This window comes from Stenotrophomonas hibiscicola ATCC 19867 (assembly GCF_000382065.1).
Lineage (GTDB): Bacteria > Pseudomonadota > Gammaproteobacteria > Xanthomonadales > Xanthomonadaceae > Stenotrophomonas > Stenotrophomonas hibiscicola.
On sequence record NZ_KB907500.1, the window covers coordinates 573,588 to 588,217 of the forward strand.

Annotated in this window: 13 protein-coding genes; 2 read left to right on the top strand and 11 right to left on the bottom strand. The window is 66.4% G+C overall.

Going from position 1 to position 14,630, the window contains the following annotated elements; all coding sequences use genetic code 11:
- Positions 1–4: 4 nt before the first annotated feature.
- The 3 genes from G370_RS0111135 to G370_RS0111145 all read right to left on the bottom strand — a co-directional run bounded on the left by G370_RS0111135 (position 5) and on the right by G370_RS0111145 (position 2,879).
- The gene (locus G370_RS0111135) at positions 5–445 is read right to left on the bottom strand and encodes a response regulator (protein WP_005411057.1); all 441 of its coding nucleotides are present in this window, start codon (positions 443–445) and stop codon (positions 5–7) included.
- Positions 442–2,259 carry a sensor histidine kinase gene (locus tag G370_RS0111140; RefSeq protein WP_019660667.1) on the bottom strand — a complete coding sequence of 606 codons (1,818 nt, stop codon included), beginning with the start codon at positions 2,257–2,259 and terminating at the stop codon, positions 442–444. Before G370_RS0111140 ends, G370_RS0111135 begins: the two co-directional genes overlap by 4 nt.
- A gap of 236 nt (positions 2,260–2,495) precedes the next feature.
- On the bottom strand, positions 2,496–2,879 hold the full coding sequence (locus G370_RS0111145; RefSeq protein ID WP_019660668.1) for a BON domain-containing protein: 384 nt from the start codon (positions 2,877–2,879) through the stop codon (positions 2,496–2,498).
- A gap of 169 nt (positions 2,880–3,048) precedes the next feature.
- On the opposite strand from G370_RS0111145, the gene G370_RS0111150 reads away from it, so the two are divergent.
- Positions 3,049–4,092 (top strand): oxidoreductase, encoded by a 1,044-nt coding sequence (locus tag G370_RS0111150; RefSeq protein ID WP_019660669.1) that lies wholly within the window; start codon positions 3,049–3,051, stop codon positions 4,090–4,092.
- A gap of 350 nt (positions 4,093–4,442) precedes the next feature.
- Here the strand turns inward: G370_RS0111150 and gnd are convergent, their stop codons facing one another.
- From gnd to G370_RS0111185, 7 genes are all read right to left on the bottom strand, one after another.
- Entirely contained in the window at positions 4,443–5,348 is a 906-nt protein-coding gene (gnd, locus tag G370_RS0111155; protein WP_019660670.1) for a phosphogluconate dehydrogenase (NAD(+)-dependent, decarboxylating), read from the bottom strand.
- Positions 5,349–5,358: 10 nt separating this feature from the next.
- Positions 5,359–6,597, bottom strand: coding sequence for a hypothetical protein (locus tag G370_RS0111160; RefSeq protein ID WP_026347090.1), 1,239 nt, complete (start codon positions 6,595–6,597; stop codon positions 5,359–5,361).
- Positions 6,598–6,614: 17 nt separating this feature from the next.
- Positions 6,615–7,208, bottom strand: coding sequence for a DUF2242 domain-containing protein (locus G370_RS0111165; protein WP_019660672.1), 594 nt, complete (start codon positions 7,206–7,208; stop codon positions 6,615–6,617).
- 162 nt (positions 7,209–7,370) lie between these two features.
- Positions 7,371–9,548 carry a carboxy terminal-processing peptidase gene (locus G370_RS0111170; RefSeq protein WP_019660673.1) on the bottom strand — a complete coding sequence of 726 codons (2,178 nt, stop codon included), beginning with the start codon at positions 9,546–9,548 and terminating at the stop codon, positions 7,371–7,373.
- Positions 9,549–9,826: 278 nt separating this feature from the next.
- Positions 9,827–10,837 (bottom strand): lipoyl synthase, encoded by a 1,011-nt coding sequence (gene lipA / locus G370_RS0111175; RefSeq protein WP_019660674.1) that lies wholly within the window; start codon positions 10,835–10,837, stop codon positions 9,827–9,829.
- A gap of 17 nt (positions 10,838–10,854) precedes the next feature.
- The gene (gene lipB, locus G370_RS0111180) at positions 10,855–11,565 is read right to left on the bottom strand and encodes a lipoyl(octanoyl) transferase LipB (protein WP_019660675.1); all 711 of its coding nucleotides are present in this window, start codon (positions 11,563–11,565) and stop codon (positions 10,855–10,857) included.
- Positions 11,553–11,831: a YbeD family protein gene (locus tag G370_RS0111185; RefSeq protein WP_005411067.1), complete on the bottom strand. Its 279-nt coding sequence runs from the start codon at positions 11,829–11,831 to the stop codon at positions 11,553–11,555. The genes lipB and G370_RS0111185 overlap by 13 nt, the downstream gene beginning before the upstream one ends.
- Before the next feature lie 263 nt (positions 11,832–12,094).
- On the opposite strand from G370_RS0111185, the gene G370_RS0111190 reads away from it, so the two are divergent.
- Entirely contained in the window at positions 12,095–13,168 is a 1,074-nt protein-coding gene (locus G370_RS0111190; protein WP_019660677.1) for a lipid A deacylase LpxR family protein, read from the top strand.
- A gap of 238 nt (positions 13,169–13,406) precedes the next feature.
- Here the strand turns inward: G370_RS0111190 and G370_RS0111195 are convergent, their stop codons facing one another.
- Positions 13,407–14,627, bottom strand: coding sequence for a D-alanyl-D-alanine carboxypeptidase family protein (locus tag G370_RS0111195; RefSeq protein ID WP_019660678.1), 1,221 nt, complete (start codon positions 14,625–14,627; stop codon positions 13,407–13,409).
- Between the last annotated feature and the right edge of the window lie 3 nt (positions 14,628–14,630).

Below are 14,630 nucleotides of genomic sequence, written 5' to 3' on the forward strand. Positions count from 1 at the left end.
GGGCTCACTCGAGTTCCGGTGCCTGGTTGATCAACGCCCAGAACTTGCCCAGGGTCTGCACCGCACCGAAGAACTGGTCCACGTCCACCGGCTTGACCACGTAGGCATTGACCCCCATGTCCCAGCTGCGGGCCAAATCACTTTCCTCGCGCGAGGACGACAGGATCACCACCGGCAGGCGCTTGAGTTCTTCGTGCTCGCGGATCTGCCGCAGCACTTCCAGGCCGTCCATGCGCGGCATCTTGATGTCCAGCAGCAGCACCGCCGGCAGGCCTTCCTCGCGGTTGGCGAAGGCGCCGCGGCGCAGCAGGTAGTCCATCACTTCCACGCCATCCTCGACGTGCACGATGGGATTGGCCAGACGCGCCTCTTCCAGGGCGTCGATCGCCATTTCGGCATCGGCCGGGCTGTCTTCGGCGAGAAGAATGGTGCGCAGAGTCGTCATGCAGAGGGACCTTGTTTGTCCGCGTCGGTCGCGGGGGGCAGGTAGAAGTGGAAGGTGGCGCCGACGTCCGGTTCGGCCTCGGCCCAGATACGGCCGCCATGGCGGGTGAGCACGCGACGGACGCTGGCCAGGCCGATACCGGTTCCGGGGTAGTCGCTGGCCTTGTGCAGGCGCTGGAACACACCGAACAGCTTTCCGGCATAGGCCATGTCAAAGCCTGCACCATTGTCGCTGACCGTGAACTGATGGCCGCCGTCGGGCTGGGGCTGGTAATCCACGCGGATCTTCGCCGGTTCGCGGTTGCCCGAGTACTTCACCGCGTTGCCAAGCAGGTTCAGCCAGACCTGGCGGATCATGTTCTCGTCACCCACCACGATCGGCAGCGGCGCGATGTTCCACTCCACCTGGTGCACGTGGCCGCTGGCCTCAGCCTCGGCCTGCAGATTGGAATCGAGCATGGCGCGGGTATCGGCCACCAGCGACTGCATGTCCACCGCCTGGTGCCGCATTGCCGCACGGCCCAGCCGCGAATAGACCAGCAGGTCGTCGATCAGCGCGGCCATGCGCCGCGCCGAACTGGAGATCACTTCCAGGTAATGGCGGCTCTTGTCATCGGCCGCATCGCCGAGATGGCGCGACAGCTTGTCGGAGAATCCAGCCACGTGGCGCAGCGGCGCCCGCAGATCGTGCGAGACCGAGTAACTGAAGGCTTCCAGTTCCCTGTTGACCTCGGACACCTGTGCAACCTTGCCTTCCAGCTGGCGGTTCAGTTCCTCCACACGCAGCTGCACCGCACGCTGCACGGTGACGTCGCTGACCGTGAGCAACACCACTTCGTCATCGGTGTCCGGCAGCGGCATGCGCCGCGCGTTGAGCAGCATGTAGCGCACCAAGCCATCGGCGGTGCGCTGTTCATGCTCGAAGTCCCAGAGTTCCCGGCCGCGCAGCAGCACATCGGACAGTCGCTGGCGCATCACCGGGTCTTGCCACGCACCGTTGCCGACGTTATCCAGCACCAGGCCCTCGGCGCGCTCATCCTGCAGACCATACAGCTCGGCGAAAGCAGGATTGTGCAGCTGCACGCGCAGATCGCGGTCGAGCAGCACGATCGGCTCGCGCACCGTCTGCAGCACCGACGCTGCACGCGCGGCCGAACGCAATGACTGCCGCTCGGCGTGCAGGCGGCGGCCGATCTGCCGCTGCAGCAGCCACAGCACCAGGCCGAGCAACGCCAGCTGGACCACCAGCGAACTCCACGACACCAACTCGGTCTGCTTGCGCTGGCGGGCGGCCTGCTCGGCGCGCTGTGCCAGCAGCTTCTGCTCGCTGGCCTGCAGTTCCTCCACCAGCCCGCGGATCGGATAACGCGTGCTCAGGTCCTGCACCAGCTCGCGCTGGTCACTGTTGGGCTCTGACTTTGCCAGTTCGCGGGCAAGCGCCATGCGCCCTTCCAGCATCGACTCGATGCGGCCGATGCGGATCAGCTGCTCAGGATTGTCGCGGGTCATCCGGCCCAGTTCAGCCAGGCGACCGGGAAGTTCATTGGCTTTGGCCATGCGCTCGCGCAGGCCAGGCGCGTCCACGCCCTTGGACAGGGTCAGCGCGGCCGATTCGACATCGCGTACATCGGCCTGCAGCTGCTGCAAGGCCACGCCGACAGCCTGGGTATGATTGACCCAGGCCATCGCATCTTCGCTGTCCTGCTGCAGGTGGCGCAGTGTCAACCACGGCACCACGATGATCGCTGCGGCGGCCAGCGCCAGGGCGGGCATCCGCCAGCGGTCCCAGATGTCATCACTGAAAACCAGCGCCATAGTTCCTCATCAACACGGCCGCAATGCATGGGCCGTACCCGGCCCCAGTGCGGCGGAACCGGCAATATAGCGCAGGCGGGTCAAAACTCTGGAGTTTCCAGCGCCGCTGGCTGAACGGCTGGTACTTCGGCGCTGTACGGCCGAGCCCACGGTCGACTGGAACCCAACGGCAGCCGAGCACGGCTCGGCTTCACGCGGGAGTGGGCGCCCCATACCGGGGCGCCCACTCCGCCAGGTCAGCGCTTGGCAGCAGTGCTGACCTTCAGTGCAGCGGCATCGACGCGGGTCACGCCCTTGATGCCCTTGGCAGTGGCAACCGCCTTGTCCTTCTCGGCCTGGGAGGCCACCGCGCCGCTCAGGCTGACAACGCCGTTCACGGTTTCCACCTTGATCTCCGTGCCCGGAACGTTGCTGCTGGCCAGCAGGTCGGCCTTCACCTTGGTGGTGATCCAGGTATCGGTCACAGGCTCATTGGAGTCATGGCGATCAGCATGCGTGGCCGGATGGCTGCTGGTCGGCGGGCTCTTGGCAGCGGGATCCTTGGCAAATGCAGCCGAGGAGGACAGCGCCAGGCCCAGCGTCAAGGCAGAAGCAATCAGTGTGCGGGAGGTATTGCTCATCGTGTCGTACTCCTTCGGGATGTGCTGCCAGTCTGGACAAGCCGCCGTAGAGCAGGCGTGGCGCTGCGGTCATGCCGCCGTGAATCGGACTGTTCCCTGGGGCAACGGTTCAGTTTGGCCTGCCACCACCCGTCGTATACCCTGCCCTTCCCACAGCCGGAGCTCTGCCATGCGCCCCGACCTGCAACTGGCCCTGATCGGCTACGGCGTCGCCGGCCGCGTCTTCCATGCGCCGCTGATCCAGCACACACCCGGGCTGGCGCTGCACAGCATCGTCAGTTCGCAGCGCGACACATTGCTGCGCGCGTTCAGCGACGTGCACGTGCGTGCGATGCCGCAGGACGTGTTCGACGATCCGGCCGTGGACGCAGTGGTGATTGCCACACCGAACGCGCAGCACGCGGCGCTTGCAATCGCGGCGCTGGCCGCCGGCAAGCACGTGCTGGTCGACAAGCCGTTTGCACTGGATGTCGCTGAAGCCGAAGCGGTACTGGCTGCGGCACGCAGCGCCGGCCGCATCGCCACCGTGTTCCAGAACCGGCGCTTCGATGCGGATTTCCTCACCCTGCAGGCACTGCTGGCCGAAGGCGCACTGGGCGACGTGGTCGAGTGCCATGCGCATTTCGACCGTTACCGGCCGCAGGTGCGCGATCGCTGGCGCGAGCAGGACGGGCCCGGTAGTGGCCTGTGGTACGACCTGGGTCCGCATGTGCTGGACCAGATGCTGGTGCTGTTCGGCTGGCCCAAGGCGATCGATGCGGATCTTGCCGTGCTGCGCCAAGGCGGCAGCGGCATCGATTACTTCCACGCCGTGCTGCACTACCCGCGGCATCGCGCGATCCTCCATTCCGGTTCATTGGTCGCGGCACAGACCCCGCACTTCAGCGTGCATGGCAGCAAGGCAAGCTGGATCAAGCACGGCCTGGACGTGCAGGAGGCGCAGCTGCGCCGCGGTGTGGCACCCGGTGCGCCAGGCTGGGGTATCGATCCGCGGCATGGTGAGCTGGTGCGCTGCGATGCCGAAGACAACGTGCAGCGCACGACGGTGGACAACCTGCCTGGCGACTACCGGCGGCTGTATGCGCAGTTCGCCGCGGCGATGCACGGCGACGGCGAAGCTACGGTCAGCCCGGTGCAGGCACTGCAGTTGATGCGGTTGCTGCAGGCGGGCATGGACAGTGCGCGCGAAGGGCGGCGAATCGCGTTGGGGTGATCGGCAGGGCTGCGCCCTGCACCCGCAGAAGCGGTAGTGCCGGCCGCTGGCCGGCAACCTCAACAGCAAAAGCCGGCTATCCGTGGGATGGCGGGGTGGGTCGGGTTGCGGGGGACGCCGTAAATCCGTCCCTGGAGGCTTGGCCGCGGCATCCATGCCGCAGACACCCCCGCAACCGCCCCCACCTGGCCTTCGGCACTTTCCCGCGATCTGCCAGTAGATCCACGCCATGCGTGGATGACGTGCAAACAATCGGAAAATGCTTTTGCAGAGTCGAGCCATGCTCGACTGCCCCTGGCGCCATGGGGGTCAGCGCCCTTTCCTGCGGAAAGGGGTCCGACCCCGATTGCTTACGACTTCTTGATGGCGTGCCCACCGAACTCGTTGCGCATCGCCGACAGCAGGCGGTCGGTGAACGAGTTGGATTCGCGCGAACGCAGGCGTTCCAGCAGCGACAAGGTGATCACCGGGGCCGGCACGTCCAGCGCGATGGCTTCGGCGACGGTCCAGCGGCCTTCACCGGAATCCTCCACATACGGCGCGATGCCATCCAGCGACGGATTGCGCTTGAGTGCTTCGGTACTCAGGTCCAGCAGCCACGAACGCACCACGCTGCCGTGCCGCCAGACTTCGGCCACCTGGGCAAGGTCCAGCTCCATCTCCTGCTTGCGCTCCATCAGCGCGAAGCCTTCGGCGTAAGCCTGCATCATTCCGTACTCGATACCGTTGTGCACCATTTTGGTGAAGTGGCCAGCGCCGGATGGGCCGACACGCGCCCAGCCGCGGTCCTCGGCCGGTGCCAGCGTACGCAGCAGCGGCGCGATCTGCTCCACCACCGGCGCTTTGCCACCGACCATCAGGCTGTAGCCTTCCTGCAGGCCCCACACGCCTCCGCTGGTGCCGCAGTCGACGTAGCCCAGGCCGTCCTCGGCCAGCGCCTTGGCGCGGCGGATCGAGTCCTGATAGTTGGAGTTGCCGCCGTCGATGACGATGTCACCCTCGGCCAGGTGCGGGGTCAGCTGGCCCAGCGTCTGGTCGACGGTTTCGCCGGCCGGTACCATCAGCCACACCACGCGCGGCACCGGCAGCGCGGCCACCGCGGCGGCCAGCGAATCAACCACCTCCAGGCCGGCCTCGGCGGCGCGCTGGCGGGCGCCTTCGCCCGGGTCGTAGCCGACCACGCGGTGGCCGCCGCGATGCAGGCGCTGGGCCATGTTGGCGCCCATGCGGCCGAGGCCGATCATTGCAATATCCATTGTTTCACCTTCAGTTGGGGTCTAGGGTCAGGCTGCCTGGCCTGCCGGTAGCCGCGCAGTGGCGCAGCTGCGCCTCGCGCCAACGCCGGTAGAGCGTGGTATGCAGATTGTGCACCGCCAGGTCGATCGAAAAGGGGGTTCGCGGGTTGCGGTCAAGCAGGCGGGCGATGTGGTAGCCGATGGGACGTATACCGCGCGGATGCACATAGATCACGAACTGCTGGTAGAACGGATCGTCCAGCAGGCGGTCCATGCGTGCCAGCGTGGCGTGGTAGCGCGGCGCAAGCGCCGCGCGCACCTCAGGGTCGCGCTCGAACAGCAGGCGTTCGAAGTAGCGCTGGCCGGTGCGCGGGATGTCCTGCGCGAGTTTCCATAGTTCGACGTTGCGCTGGTCGTACCAGGCCAGGCCGCCATGCGTGGCCAGCGCCCGCGCAGCGTCCTCGCCCACGTCGACCACCACGAAGTTCTCGGCCTGGTTGCTCAGGTCATCCAGCGTGCCCTTGTCGTATGCATGCTCGATGAAACCAGGCACACCGACGAACGCCTGGCGCCCCATCGTCGAGGTACGCACTGCCTTGCCATCGGCGAAGAAATCGCCGGCATGCGCGCCAAGCAGGATGCTGTCGGTCCCATGCAGGGCGAGAAAGGTGCCGATCGACAGCTCATCCGCAGAGAACTCCGTATCGAAGGCAGCATCGCCATACAGCTCGCGCTGGGTGGCCAGCTGCGCGACCTGGCGGCCGACACCGCATTCGGCACGCACGGCACCGTTGTAGAACGCCTGCAGCGCCTTGCTGTTGCCCGCGCTGGGAACGAAACCGCGGCCAAGACTGTGCGTACGCTGCCAGCCTTGAGCGCGCGGGCCCTGCAGGCCGAAACCGATCCAGCCCATCTGCAGGCCGGAGAAGCGGAAGCGGGTGTTGGCCTGCAATGCCGAGGCGGCGCGTTGCGTGGCCGCCCCCAGCTGGAACGCATAGGCGCAGATCGTGGCCGGATCGTCCAGCAACTGCTGCAGCAGCGCCTGGCGTGCAGCAGTGGGCATGTGCGCCGGCCAGCGCACGTGCAGATCGCCTGCTGCCTGCGCCTCGGCCAGCGACGCACGGGTGCACACCGCGCCACCATGCACCTGCGGCTCCTTCAGCGCGGCCTCGTCGAAGCGCCAGCCCAGCTGCAGCAGCAGCCCCTGGGCGCAGTCGCCGGCTGTGGCCGCCACGCCCATCACAGGCGCGAGCAACAGGGCCGCGCCCATCAGCCAGCCGTGCACGTTCACCCTTGGTCCGTGCGGACCGGCGCGGGCTCAGGAACTGCTGCGGGTGGTGGCGGCGGTGGCGTGCCCGCAGCCTGTGGCAGGTACTGCTGCAGGCGCTGGAAGAAACGGCGATAGAAATCGGCGTCGGTAACCGTGCTGCTCGCCACTTTCACCAGCGAATCGTCATTGCTGCCGAACGGCAGTGATACCGAGCCCAGTGCACCGACGCCGACACTGGCGGACGTCGGGCTCTTCTTCAACGCATAACGGTCCTGCACGGCGCTTACGAACACCAACGCCTGATCGCCCCGGGGCGCACAGGAGATGCGCAGCACCAGCTGCTCATGGTCGTCTTCGCGCGGCTGGAAGTTCTTGTTGCCTTCCACCTGTGCGTCATCGGCACGGGCGATGGCGTACCCCTGGCTGAGCAGGGTGCGTCGCGCCGCTTCACAGGCATCGCCGGGGCGGCCATCGACGGTACGCGAGAACGTGTCGCCGGAATCGAAGGATTCGCGCAGCAGCGTGCTGTCGGCGGCACGGCCACCACAGGCCGACAGGATCAGGGCGCTGCCAAGCGCCACAACAGCACTGGAAACGAGGGAGGACCGCATGGGTGCTCCTGCGAGGACGGTACCGGCAAGGGTAGCCCCGTTGCTGTGTGCGGCAGGTCGAAAGCACCCGCGTCAGGCGGCCCCGTTTGCAGCCGGTTCATGCACGAAAAAAGCAGAAGGGCCGGCAATGCCGGCCCTCGGGTATCACATACCGTGTCCGGCTCAGTCCGCCCAGCGACCGGCGCCGGTCGACTGCGGCAGCACCTGTGCCGACAGCGGGCGGTCGTTGGCCAGCAGGTTCACCGCATCGGCCAGGATGGACGCCGACTCGCGCAGCAGCGGGTCCGGGCGCTTCTCGGCCGCCTTCTCGCGCGCGGCGTCCTTGACGATGTCGCGCTCGTTGCCCGTCAGGCCGTCATCGCTGCTGTCATCGGCCAGCGGGTCCAGGGCCAGGCCCAGCTCCTTGCGCTGCAGCTGGCGTTCCTTGCGCTGGGCATCCTGGCGCTCACGCTCGGCGCGGCGCGTGGCCTCGTTGAGCGAGATGTACTTCTTGGCCGCCTCGGTGCGGAACTGTTCCACGTCCTCGTTCCACCACTGGAACTCCTTGTCGGTGGCGATGCGTGCGTCGTGGCGGGTTTCCAGCTTCGGCAGCAGCGGCGCGAAGTTGCCGTACTGGGTGTGCGGCACGGCGGCGATGCGGGTCCACGGCAGGGCGTTGTCGTAGGTGCTCTCGCCGAACTCGGTGGCGTCGACACTGGCCGGGAAGGCCAGGTCGGGCACCACGCCCTTGTGCTGGGTGCTGCTGCCGCTGATGCGGAAGAACTGGGCGATGGTCAGCTTGACCTGGCCAAAGCGCTGGGTCTCGCCGCTCGGCCAACGGTCGAGGTCGACGATGTTCTGAACGGTGCCCTTGCCGAAGCTGGTTTCACCGATCACCAGGCCACGACCGTAGTCTTGGATGGCACCAGCAAAAATTTCCGAGGCCGAGGCCGAACCGCGGTTGATCAGCACCGCCAGCGGGCCATCCCACGCCACGCCCTGGTTGCGGTCGCTGTTGACGGTGACGCGGCCACCAGACTCGCGCACCTGCACCACCGGGCCCTGCTCGATGAACAGGCCGGTCAGTTCGATGGCTTCATCCAGCGAACCGCCGCCGTTGTTGCGCAGGTCCAGCACCACGCCGTCCAGCTTGTCGTTCTTGAAGCCGGCCAGCAGCTTGGCCACGTCGCGGGTGGCCGAGGCGTAGTCGGCCGCATTGCGGCGACGGCCTTCGAAGTCCTGGTAGAAGGTCGGCAGCTTGATCACGCCGATCCTGCGTGCCGGCTCGCCATTGGCGGCCGGGATGGTCATGGTCTCTCCCTTCGCGGCCTGTTCGGCCAGGCGCACCTTCTGGCGGGTCAGCACCAGGGTGTGGTGCTTGCCGTCGGCACCCTCGGCGGCCGGAATGAATTCCAGCTTCACCTGGGTATCCTTGGCACCGCGGATCTTGGCCACGACGTCGTCGATGCGCCAGCCGATCACGTCCTCGACCAGGCCGGACTTGCCCTGGCCGACGCCGACGATGCGGTCACCCGGCTTCAGCGTGCCATCCACTGCAGCCGGGCCACCGGCGATGATCTCGCGGATCACCACCATGTCGTCCTGCCGCTGCAGCTGCGCACCGATGCCTTCCAGCGAAAGCGACATCGCCTGGTTGAAGTTCTCGGCGGTGCGCGGGGTGAAGTAGTCGGTGTGCGGATCGACAGCGCTGGTGTAGGCGTTCATGAAGAACTGGAAGACATCCTCACCCTTCAGCTCGTTGACCGACTTTTCAAGCGTGGCATAGCGCTTGTCCAGCGTCTTGCGGATGTCATCGGGCTTCTTGCCGGCCAGCTTAAGGCGCAGCCAGTCATTCTTCACCGACTTGCGCCACAGCTCATCCAGCTCGGCGCTGCTGGCGGCCCACGGCACCTTCTTGCGGTCGTACTCGAAGCGCTCGTCGGTGGTGAAGTCCGGTTCCTGCTTGAGCAGCTTGCGCGCGTAGGCCACGCGCTCGCCGACGCGCTGCTTGTAGACCGCAAACACCTGGAATGCCGGCTCCAGCTCGCCGCCGCGAATGGCGGAGGAAATGTTGGCTTCGAACGGCGCAAAGCGCGCCACGTCGGCCTGGGTGAAGTACTGCTTGCCGCCGTCCAGCGTCTCCAGGTAGCGCTTGAACACGTCCTTGGACGTGGCCTCGTCCAGCGCGCGCGGGCGGTAGGCATAACGGCTGTCGGACAGCAGGCCGTACACCAGCTTGGAGGTGGTCACCTGATCGGCGGTTACCGCAGCGGGCAATGCCGGCGAGTCGGCCTTGGCCGCCAGCGCCAGCGGCGCCACCAGCGCCAGGGCCATCAGGAATGCGGGGGCTTTGAATTTCATTGACGTGCTCGAAGGCGCCTTGCCAAGGGGGAGACTGCGGGGTGTTAAGACACCACGACAGTGCCGAAAGTTGCCGGGTTTGTCACCCGGCCGCGCTCGGTGGAAAACCAGCCTAGCCGGGCCGGTGTAGCAAATTGTGAATGCATGTAGAGCCGAGCCCATGCTCGGCTGGCCGGCAGCAAGCAGCCGAGCATGGGCTCGGCTCCACGGCAGGCAGAGGTGTGCGGATCAAGGGTCCGCACCCACAGGAGAAGTAGCTCCCACCCACCGGCAGGGTGTCAGGAAATGCCGGCGCCCTTGGCCTGGACGTCGGCGTGGTACGACGAGCGCACCATCGGGCCGGAGGCCACGTGGCTGAATCCCAGCTCGTAGCCGTAGTCCTCCAGCGCCTTGTAGTCCTCGGGAGTCCAGTACTTCAGTACCGGGTGGTGATGCGCGGTCGGCTGCAGGTACTGGCCGATGGTGATCATGTCCACATCGTGCGCGCGCAGGTCGCGCATGGTGGCCTTGATCTGTTCGAAGTCTTCGCCCAGACCCAGCATGATGCCGCTCTTGGTCGGCACGCCCGGGTGCTGCGCCTTGAAGTTCTTCAGCAGGTTCAGCGACCACTGGTAGTCCGCACCCGGGCGCACATTGCGGTACAGGTCCGGTACGGTTTCGATGTTGTGGTTGAACACATCCGGCGGGTTCTGCGCCAGGATCTCCAGCGCGCGCTCCATGCGGCCCTTGCCACGGAAGTCCGGCGTCAGCACTTCGATGCGGGTACCCGGCGACTTTTCGCGGATGGCGGTGATGCAGTCGACGAAGTGCTGGGCACCGCCGTCACGCAGGTCATCGCGGTCGACGCTGGTCACCACCACGTACTTCAGGCCCATGTCGGCCACGGTCTGGCCGAGGCTGGCCGGTTCGTTGGCATCCGGCGGCTTCGGGCGGCCATGGGCCACGTCGCAGAACGAGCAGCGGCGGGTGCAGACCTCGCCGAGGATCATGAAGGTGGCGGTGCCATGGCCGAAGCATTCGTGGATGTTCGGGCAGCTGGCTTCCTCGCATACGGTCACCAGGCGGTTTTCGCGCAGCTTGGCCTTCAGGTTCTGCACGGCATTTCCCGAGGGAATGCGCACGCGGATCCATGACGGCTTGCGCAGCACCGGCGCGTCGGCGAACTGCACCGGCGAGCGGTTGATCTTGTCACCGCCCAGCTGCTTGACCCCGGCCTGCAACGGCGCGGCGGATGGGGAGTCGCCCTGCACGATCTGCAGGGGAATGGAACGGGCGGTGGTTTCAGTCATGGCAGTTCCGGGAGCGGTCAGGCGGCCGCAGAAAGATCGGGCAGTTCGTGCGTGGGCTGGAGCAGCAGGCCGAACTGGCGGGCCAGGTGCTCCAGCAGTACCGGCTTGACGGCCTCCATGCCGGAGGGCCCGCCCAAGTCTACTACCGAGGTCACCTGCAACCCCTGATAGCCACAGGGATTGATGCGGTGGAAGGGTTCCAGGTCCATGGCCACGTTGAAGGCCAGTCCATGGAAGGTGCAGCCGCGCCGCACACGGATGCCGAGCGCAGCGATCTTGGCACCACCGACGTAGACGCCCGGGGCGCCCTCGCGGCGTTCGGCACCGATGTTCCACTCGGCCAGCGTATCGATGAGGGCCTGCTCGATGCGGCACACGTAGTCGCGGACCCCGATCCCCAGCCGCGGCAGGCGCAGCAGCGGATAGACCACGATCTGGCCGGGACCGTGGTAGGTCACCTGGCCACCTCGGTCCACGTGCAGCACCGGGATCTCACCCGGTGCCAGCACGTGCTCGTCCTTGCCGGCCTGGCCCAGGGTGAACACCGGGTCGTGCTCGACCACCCACAGCTCGTCGGCATCGTTGTCGCTGCGCTGGTCGGTGAAGCGCTGCATGGCGCGCCATACCGGCTCGTAGGCCTGGCGGCCGAGGTCACGGACCACCGCCGGACGCGGCGCGCGGTGTTCCGGGGCGGCTTCGGCCGGGCAGCTGTCGGCTACAGCGTCCACTTCACTTCCGGGTGGTCGCGCAGCGCCTGGTGCGCCAGGTCGTACTGCTCGCGGCTTTCGGCCTTGAACACGATGCGGACGGAGACGTACTTGCCGTTGGAGGAGTGCTTCCAGCTGATGCGTTCGTTGACCACATCGATGCCGGCAGCCAGCAGCAGGCGGGGGAGCTCATGTTCCAGGCCGCGGTTGGCCGGGCCCATGGCGCTGAGCTCGAACTGGCCGGGGAACTGGAAGCCGTGGTCGGGGTTGTCGGACTTGATTTCCATGGAGCCATTATCGGGCCGCAGGGCAACAAACCCAAGAGTATTCATCAACGTCAAAGGGCGCACTGGTGAGTCGCTGCGTTGCAGCTGAACAGACGTTCAGCATTGGTCATTGCCCCGAAGCCCGCTACAGGAGGGTTCAGAATTGTCCTCACGAGACAATGTCGTTTTCGGAACAGACAAGTGATTCGAACGCGCTCGTTCCGTCACGTCCCCGCGAGTACCGTGTCGCGGCATATAACGACAGACAGAACAAAGCCCTCCCAATGAGTCCCCCTTCCCACCGCCGCCTTGCGGCCCTCGGCCTGTACGGCCTGCTGGCTGCTGCCCTCCCGCTTGCCGCCCAGGCGGCCGAACAATGTGGCCCGGACGCGATGCGCGACCATCCGCCGCAGGTCAATTTCCGCGTCGACAACGACCTGTTCGGCGGCCGCCACCAGGATCAGGGCTATACCAACGGTGCGCTGTTGACCCTGGTCTCCCCCAATCTGGTCGATTACACCGACGACCCCTGCCTGCCACGCATGGCGCGCTGGGTGAACCGGTACCTGGAAGGGCTGCATCCGGGCAGGTTCGAACAGCAGAACATGATCTTCAGCATCGGCCAGGGGATTTTCACCCCAACCGATTTCAGCCGCAGGGACCTGATCGAGGACGACCGCCCTTACGCCGGCGTGCTGATCGCAAACTTCGGTTTCAATGCGCGCAGCGGCAACCGCCTGCAGACCACCCAGCTGACACTGGGCGTGGTCGGCCCGTGGGCGCAGGGCAAGCAGGTGCAGAATGCCGTGCATGAAGTGTTGGGCGACGAGAAATTCAAGGGTTGGGACAACCAGCTGCACAACGAACCACTGTTCATGCTGACCCATGAGCGCATGCGCCGCTGGCCGGGCGATGCCAGCGTCAATGCCGACGGTTGGGGTTGGGACGCGATCAGCCACTACGGCGGGTCGATCGGCAACCTGGAAACCAAGGCCAATTTGGGCGGTGAAGTGCGCTTCGGCTGGAAGCTGCCGGATGACTTCGGCAGCACGCCGTTGCGCCCGGCAGGTGAGAACACGGCGCCGACCCGCGGCGGCCGCCCAAGCGGGTGGTCCTGGCACCTGTTCGCGACCTCCGACGCTGCCTGGGTGATCCGCGACATCACGCTAGATGGCAACACCTTCCGCAACAGCCACAGCGTGGACAAGCGCCATGTGGTGGCCTACGGCGGGTACGGCGTGGCGGTGATGTACGGCCGCTGGAAGTTCGCTGCCGCGCGCTACCACAGCACGCGCGAATTCAACGGCCAGCGCCAATCGCCGGTGTTCGGCAGCTTCACCATCAGCCGCTCGCTGTAGGCGAGGGGCTGAGGGTGAAGCGGGTAGGTGCCGACCGTTGGTCGGCACACCGGTTACTGCATCGCTCGCTGCAAGTGAGGCGCTGCCGGTAGTGCCGGCCGCTGGCCGGCTCTCGCATTTCCGGATGGATTCATGGGGAGCCGGCCAGCGGCCGGCACTCCCCCCATCCGCATCCGACATCCCGGAACGAAAAGGCCGGCATACGCCGGCCTTTTCATTCACCACGCCGGGGCGTGGATCATTCCGATTCCCACCACATCCAGAAGCTGTCCCACAGGCGCTTGAAGAAGCCGGCCTGTTCGACGGCAGTCACGGCGACCAGCGGCGCTTCGGCGACGACCTTGCCGTCCAGCGTGACCTTCACGGTGCCGATCTGCTGGCCGGCAGTGAACGGTGCCTCCAGGGTCTTGGGCACGTCGATGCTCGGCTTCAGGTCGTTGTAGCGGCCGCGCGGCACGCTGACCAGCATCGGCTGCGCCACGCCCAGCTGCACCTTGTCGGCGGTGCCCTTCCAGACCTTGTGCTCGGCCACGGGCTTGCCCGGCTCGTACAGGCGGTGGGTCTCGAAGAAGCGGAAACCCCAGTTCAGCAGGGCCAGGCTGTCATCAGCGCGCTGCTTTTCCGACGCACCACCCAATACCACGGCGATCAGGCGCTGGTCGCCGCGCTGCGCCGAACTCATCAGGCAGTAACCGGCTTCGGAGGTGTGGCCGGTCTTGATGCCGTCGACGCTGCCATCTCGCCACAGCAGCAGGTTGCGGTTCGGCTGCTTGATGTTGCCGACCTGGAATTCCTTGATCTTGTTGTACGCGTAGGTTTCCGGGTAATCACGCACCATCGCGCGGCCCAGCAGTGCCAGGTCATAGGCGGTGCTGTGGTGGCCTTCGGCGGTCAGGCCGTGGGCGTTGACGAAGTGCGAGTTCTTCATGCCGATCTTGGCGGCGTAGCTGTTCATCAGCGACGCGAAGGCTTCTTCGCTGCCGGCCACGTGCTCGGCCAGGGCGATCGCGGCGTCATTGCCGGACTGGATCGCCATGCCCTTTTCCATGTCTTCCAGGCGTGCGGTCTGGTTGACCGGGAAGCCGCTGTAGCTGCCATCGGTGCCGGCGCCGCCTTCGCGCCAGGCGCGCTCGCTCATCATCACCTGGTCATCCGCACGGACCTTGCCGTTCTTGACCTCGGCGGCAACCACGTAGGACGTCATCACCTTGGTGATGCTGGCCGGGGCCAGCTGCTCGTGGATGTTTTCGCCAGCCAGCACCTGGCCGGTGGCGTAGTCCATCAGCACCCAGGCCTTGGATACGCTCGGCACCGGCGCCGGGGGGGTGGCAACGGTGGCCGGGGCGGCAGCGGCGGCGGCAGGCGCAGGCGTAGCCGGGGTCGGAAGCGGCGTCTGGGCGGAAGCCAGGCCCACCACCAGGGTGGCGGCCAGGGCGGTGGCGGCGGAACGGAAATTCATTGG

Bases quoted from the DNA above. Each gene is read 5' to 3' on its own strand.
- G370_RS0111135 (WP_005411057.1), bottom strand. From the start codon at position 445: ATGACGACTCTGCGCACCATTCTTCTCGCCGAAGACAGCCCGGCCGAT.
- G370_RS0111140 (WP_019660667.1), bottom strand. From the start codon at position 2,259: ATGGCGCTGGTTTTCAGTGATGACATCTGGGACCGCTGGCGGATGCCC.
- G370_RS0111145 (WP_019660668.1), bottom strand. From the start codon at position 2,879: ATGAGCAATACCTCCCGCACACTGATTGCTTCTGCCTTGACGCTGGGC.
- G370_RS0111150 (WP_019660669.1), top strand. From the start codon at position 3,049: ATGCGCCCCGACCTGCAACTGGCCCTGATCGGCTACGGCGTCGCCGGC.
- gnd (WP_019660670.1), bottom strand. From the start codon at position 5,348: ATGGATATTGCAATGATCGGCCTCGGCCGCATGGGCGCCAACATGGCC.
- G370_RS0111160 (WP_026347090.1), bottom strand. From the start codon at position 6,597: ATGGGCGCGGCCCTGTTGCTCGCGCCTGTGATGGGCGTGGCGGCCACA.
- G370_RS0111165 (WP_019660672.1), bottom strand. From the start codon at position 7,208: ATGCGGTCCTCCCTCGTTTCCAGTGCTGTTGTGGCGCTTGGCAGCGCC.
- G370_RS0111170 (WP_019660673.1), bottom strand. From the start codon at position 9,548: ATGAAATTCAAAGCCCCCGCATTCCTGATGGCCCTGGCGCTGGTGGCG.
- lipA (WP_019660674.1), bottom strand. From the start codon at position 10,837: ATGACTGAAACCACCGCCCGTTCCATTCCCCTGCAGATCGTGCAGGGC.
- G370_RS0111185 (WP_005411067.1), bottom strand. From the start codon at position 11,831: ATGGAAATCAAGTCCGACAACCCCGACCACGGCTTCCAGTTCCCCGGC.
- G370_RS0111190 (WP_019660677.1), top strand. From the start codon at position 12,095: ATGAGTCCCCCTTCCCACCGCCGCCTTGCGGCCCTCGGCCTGTACGGC.
- G370_RS0111195 (WP_019660678.1), bottom strand. From the start codon at position 14,627: ATGAATTTCCGTTCCGCCGCCACCGCCCTGGCCGCCACCCTGGTGGTG.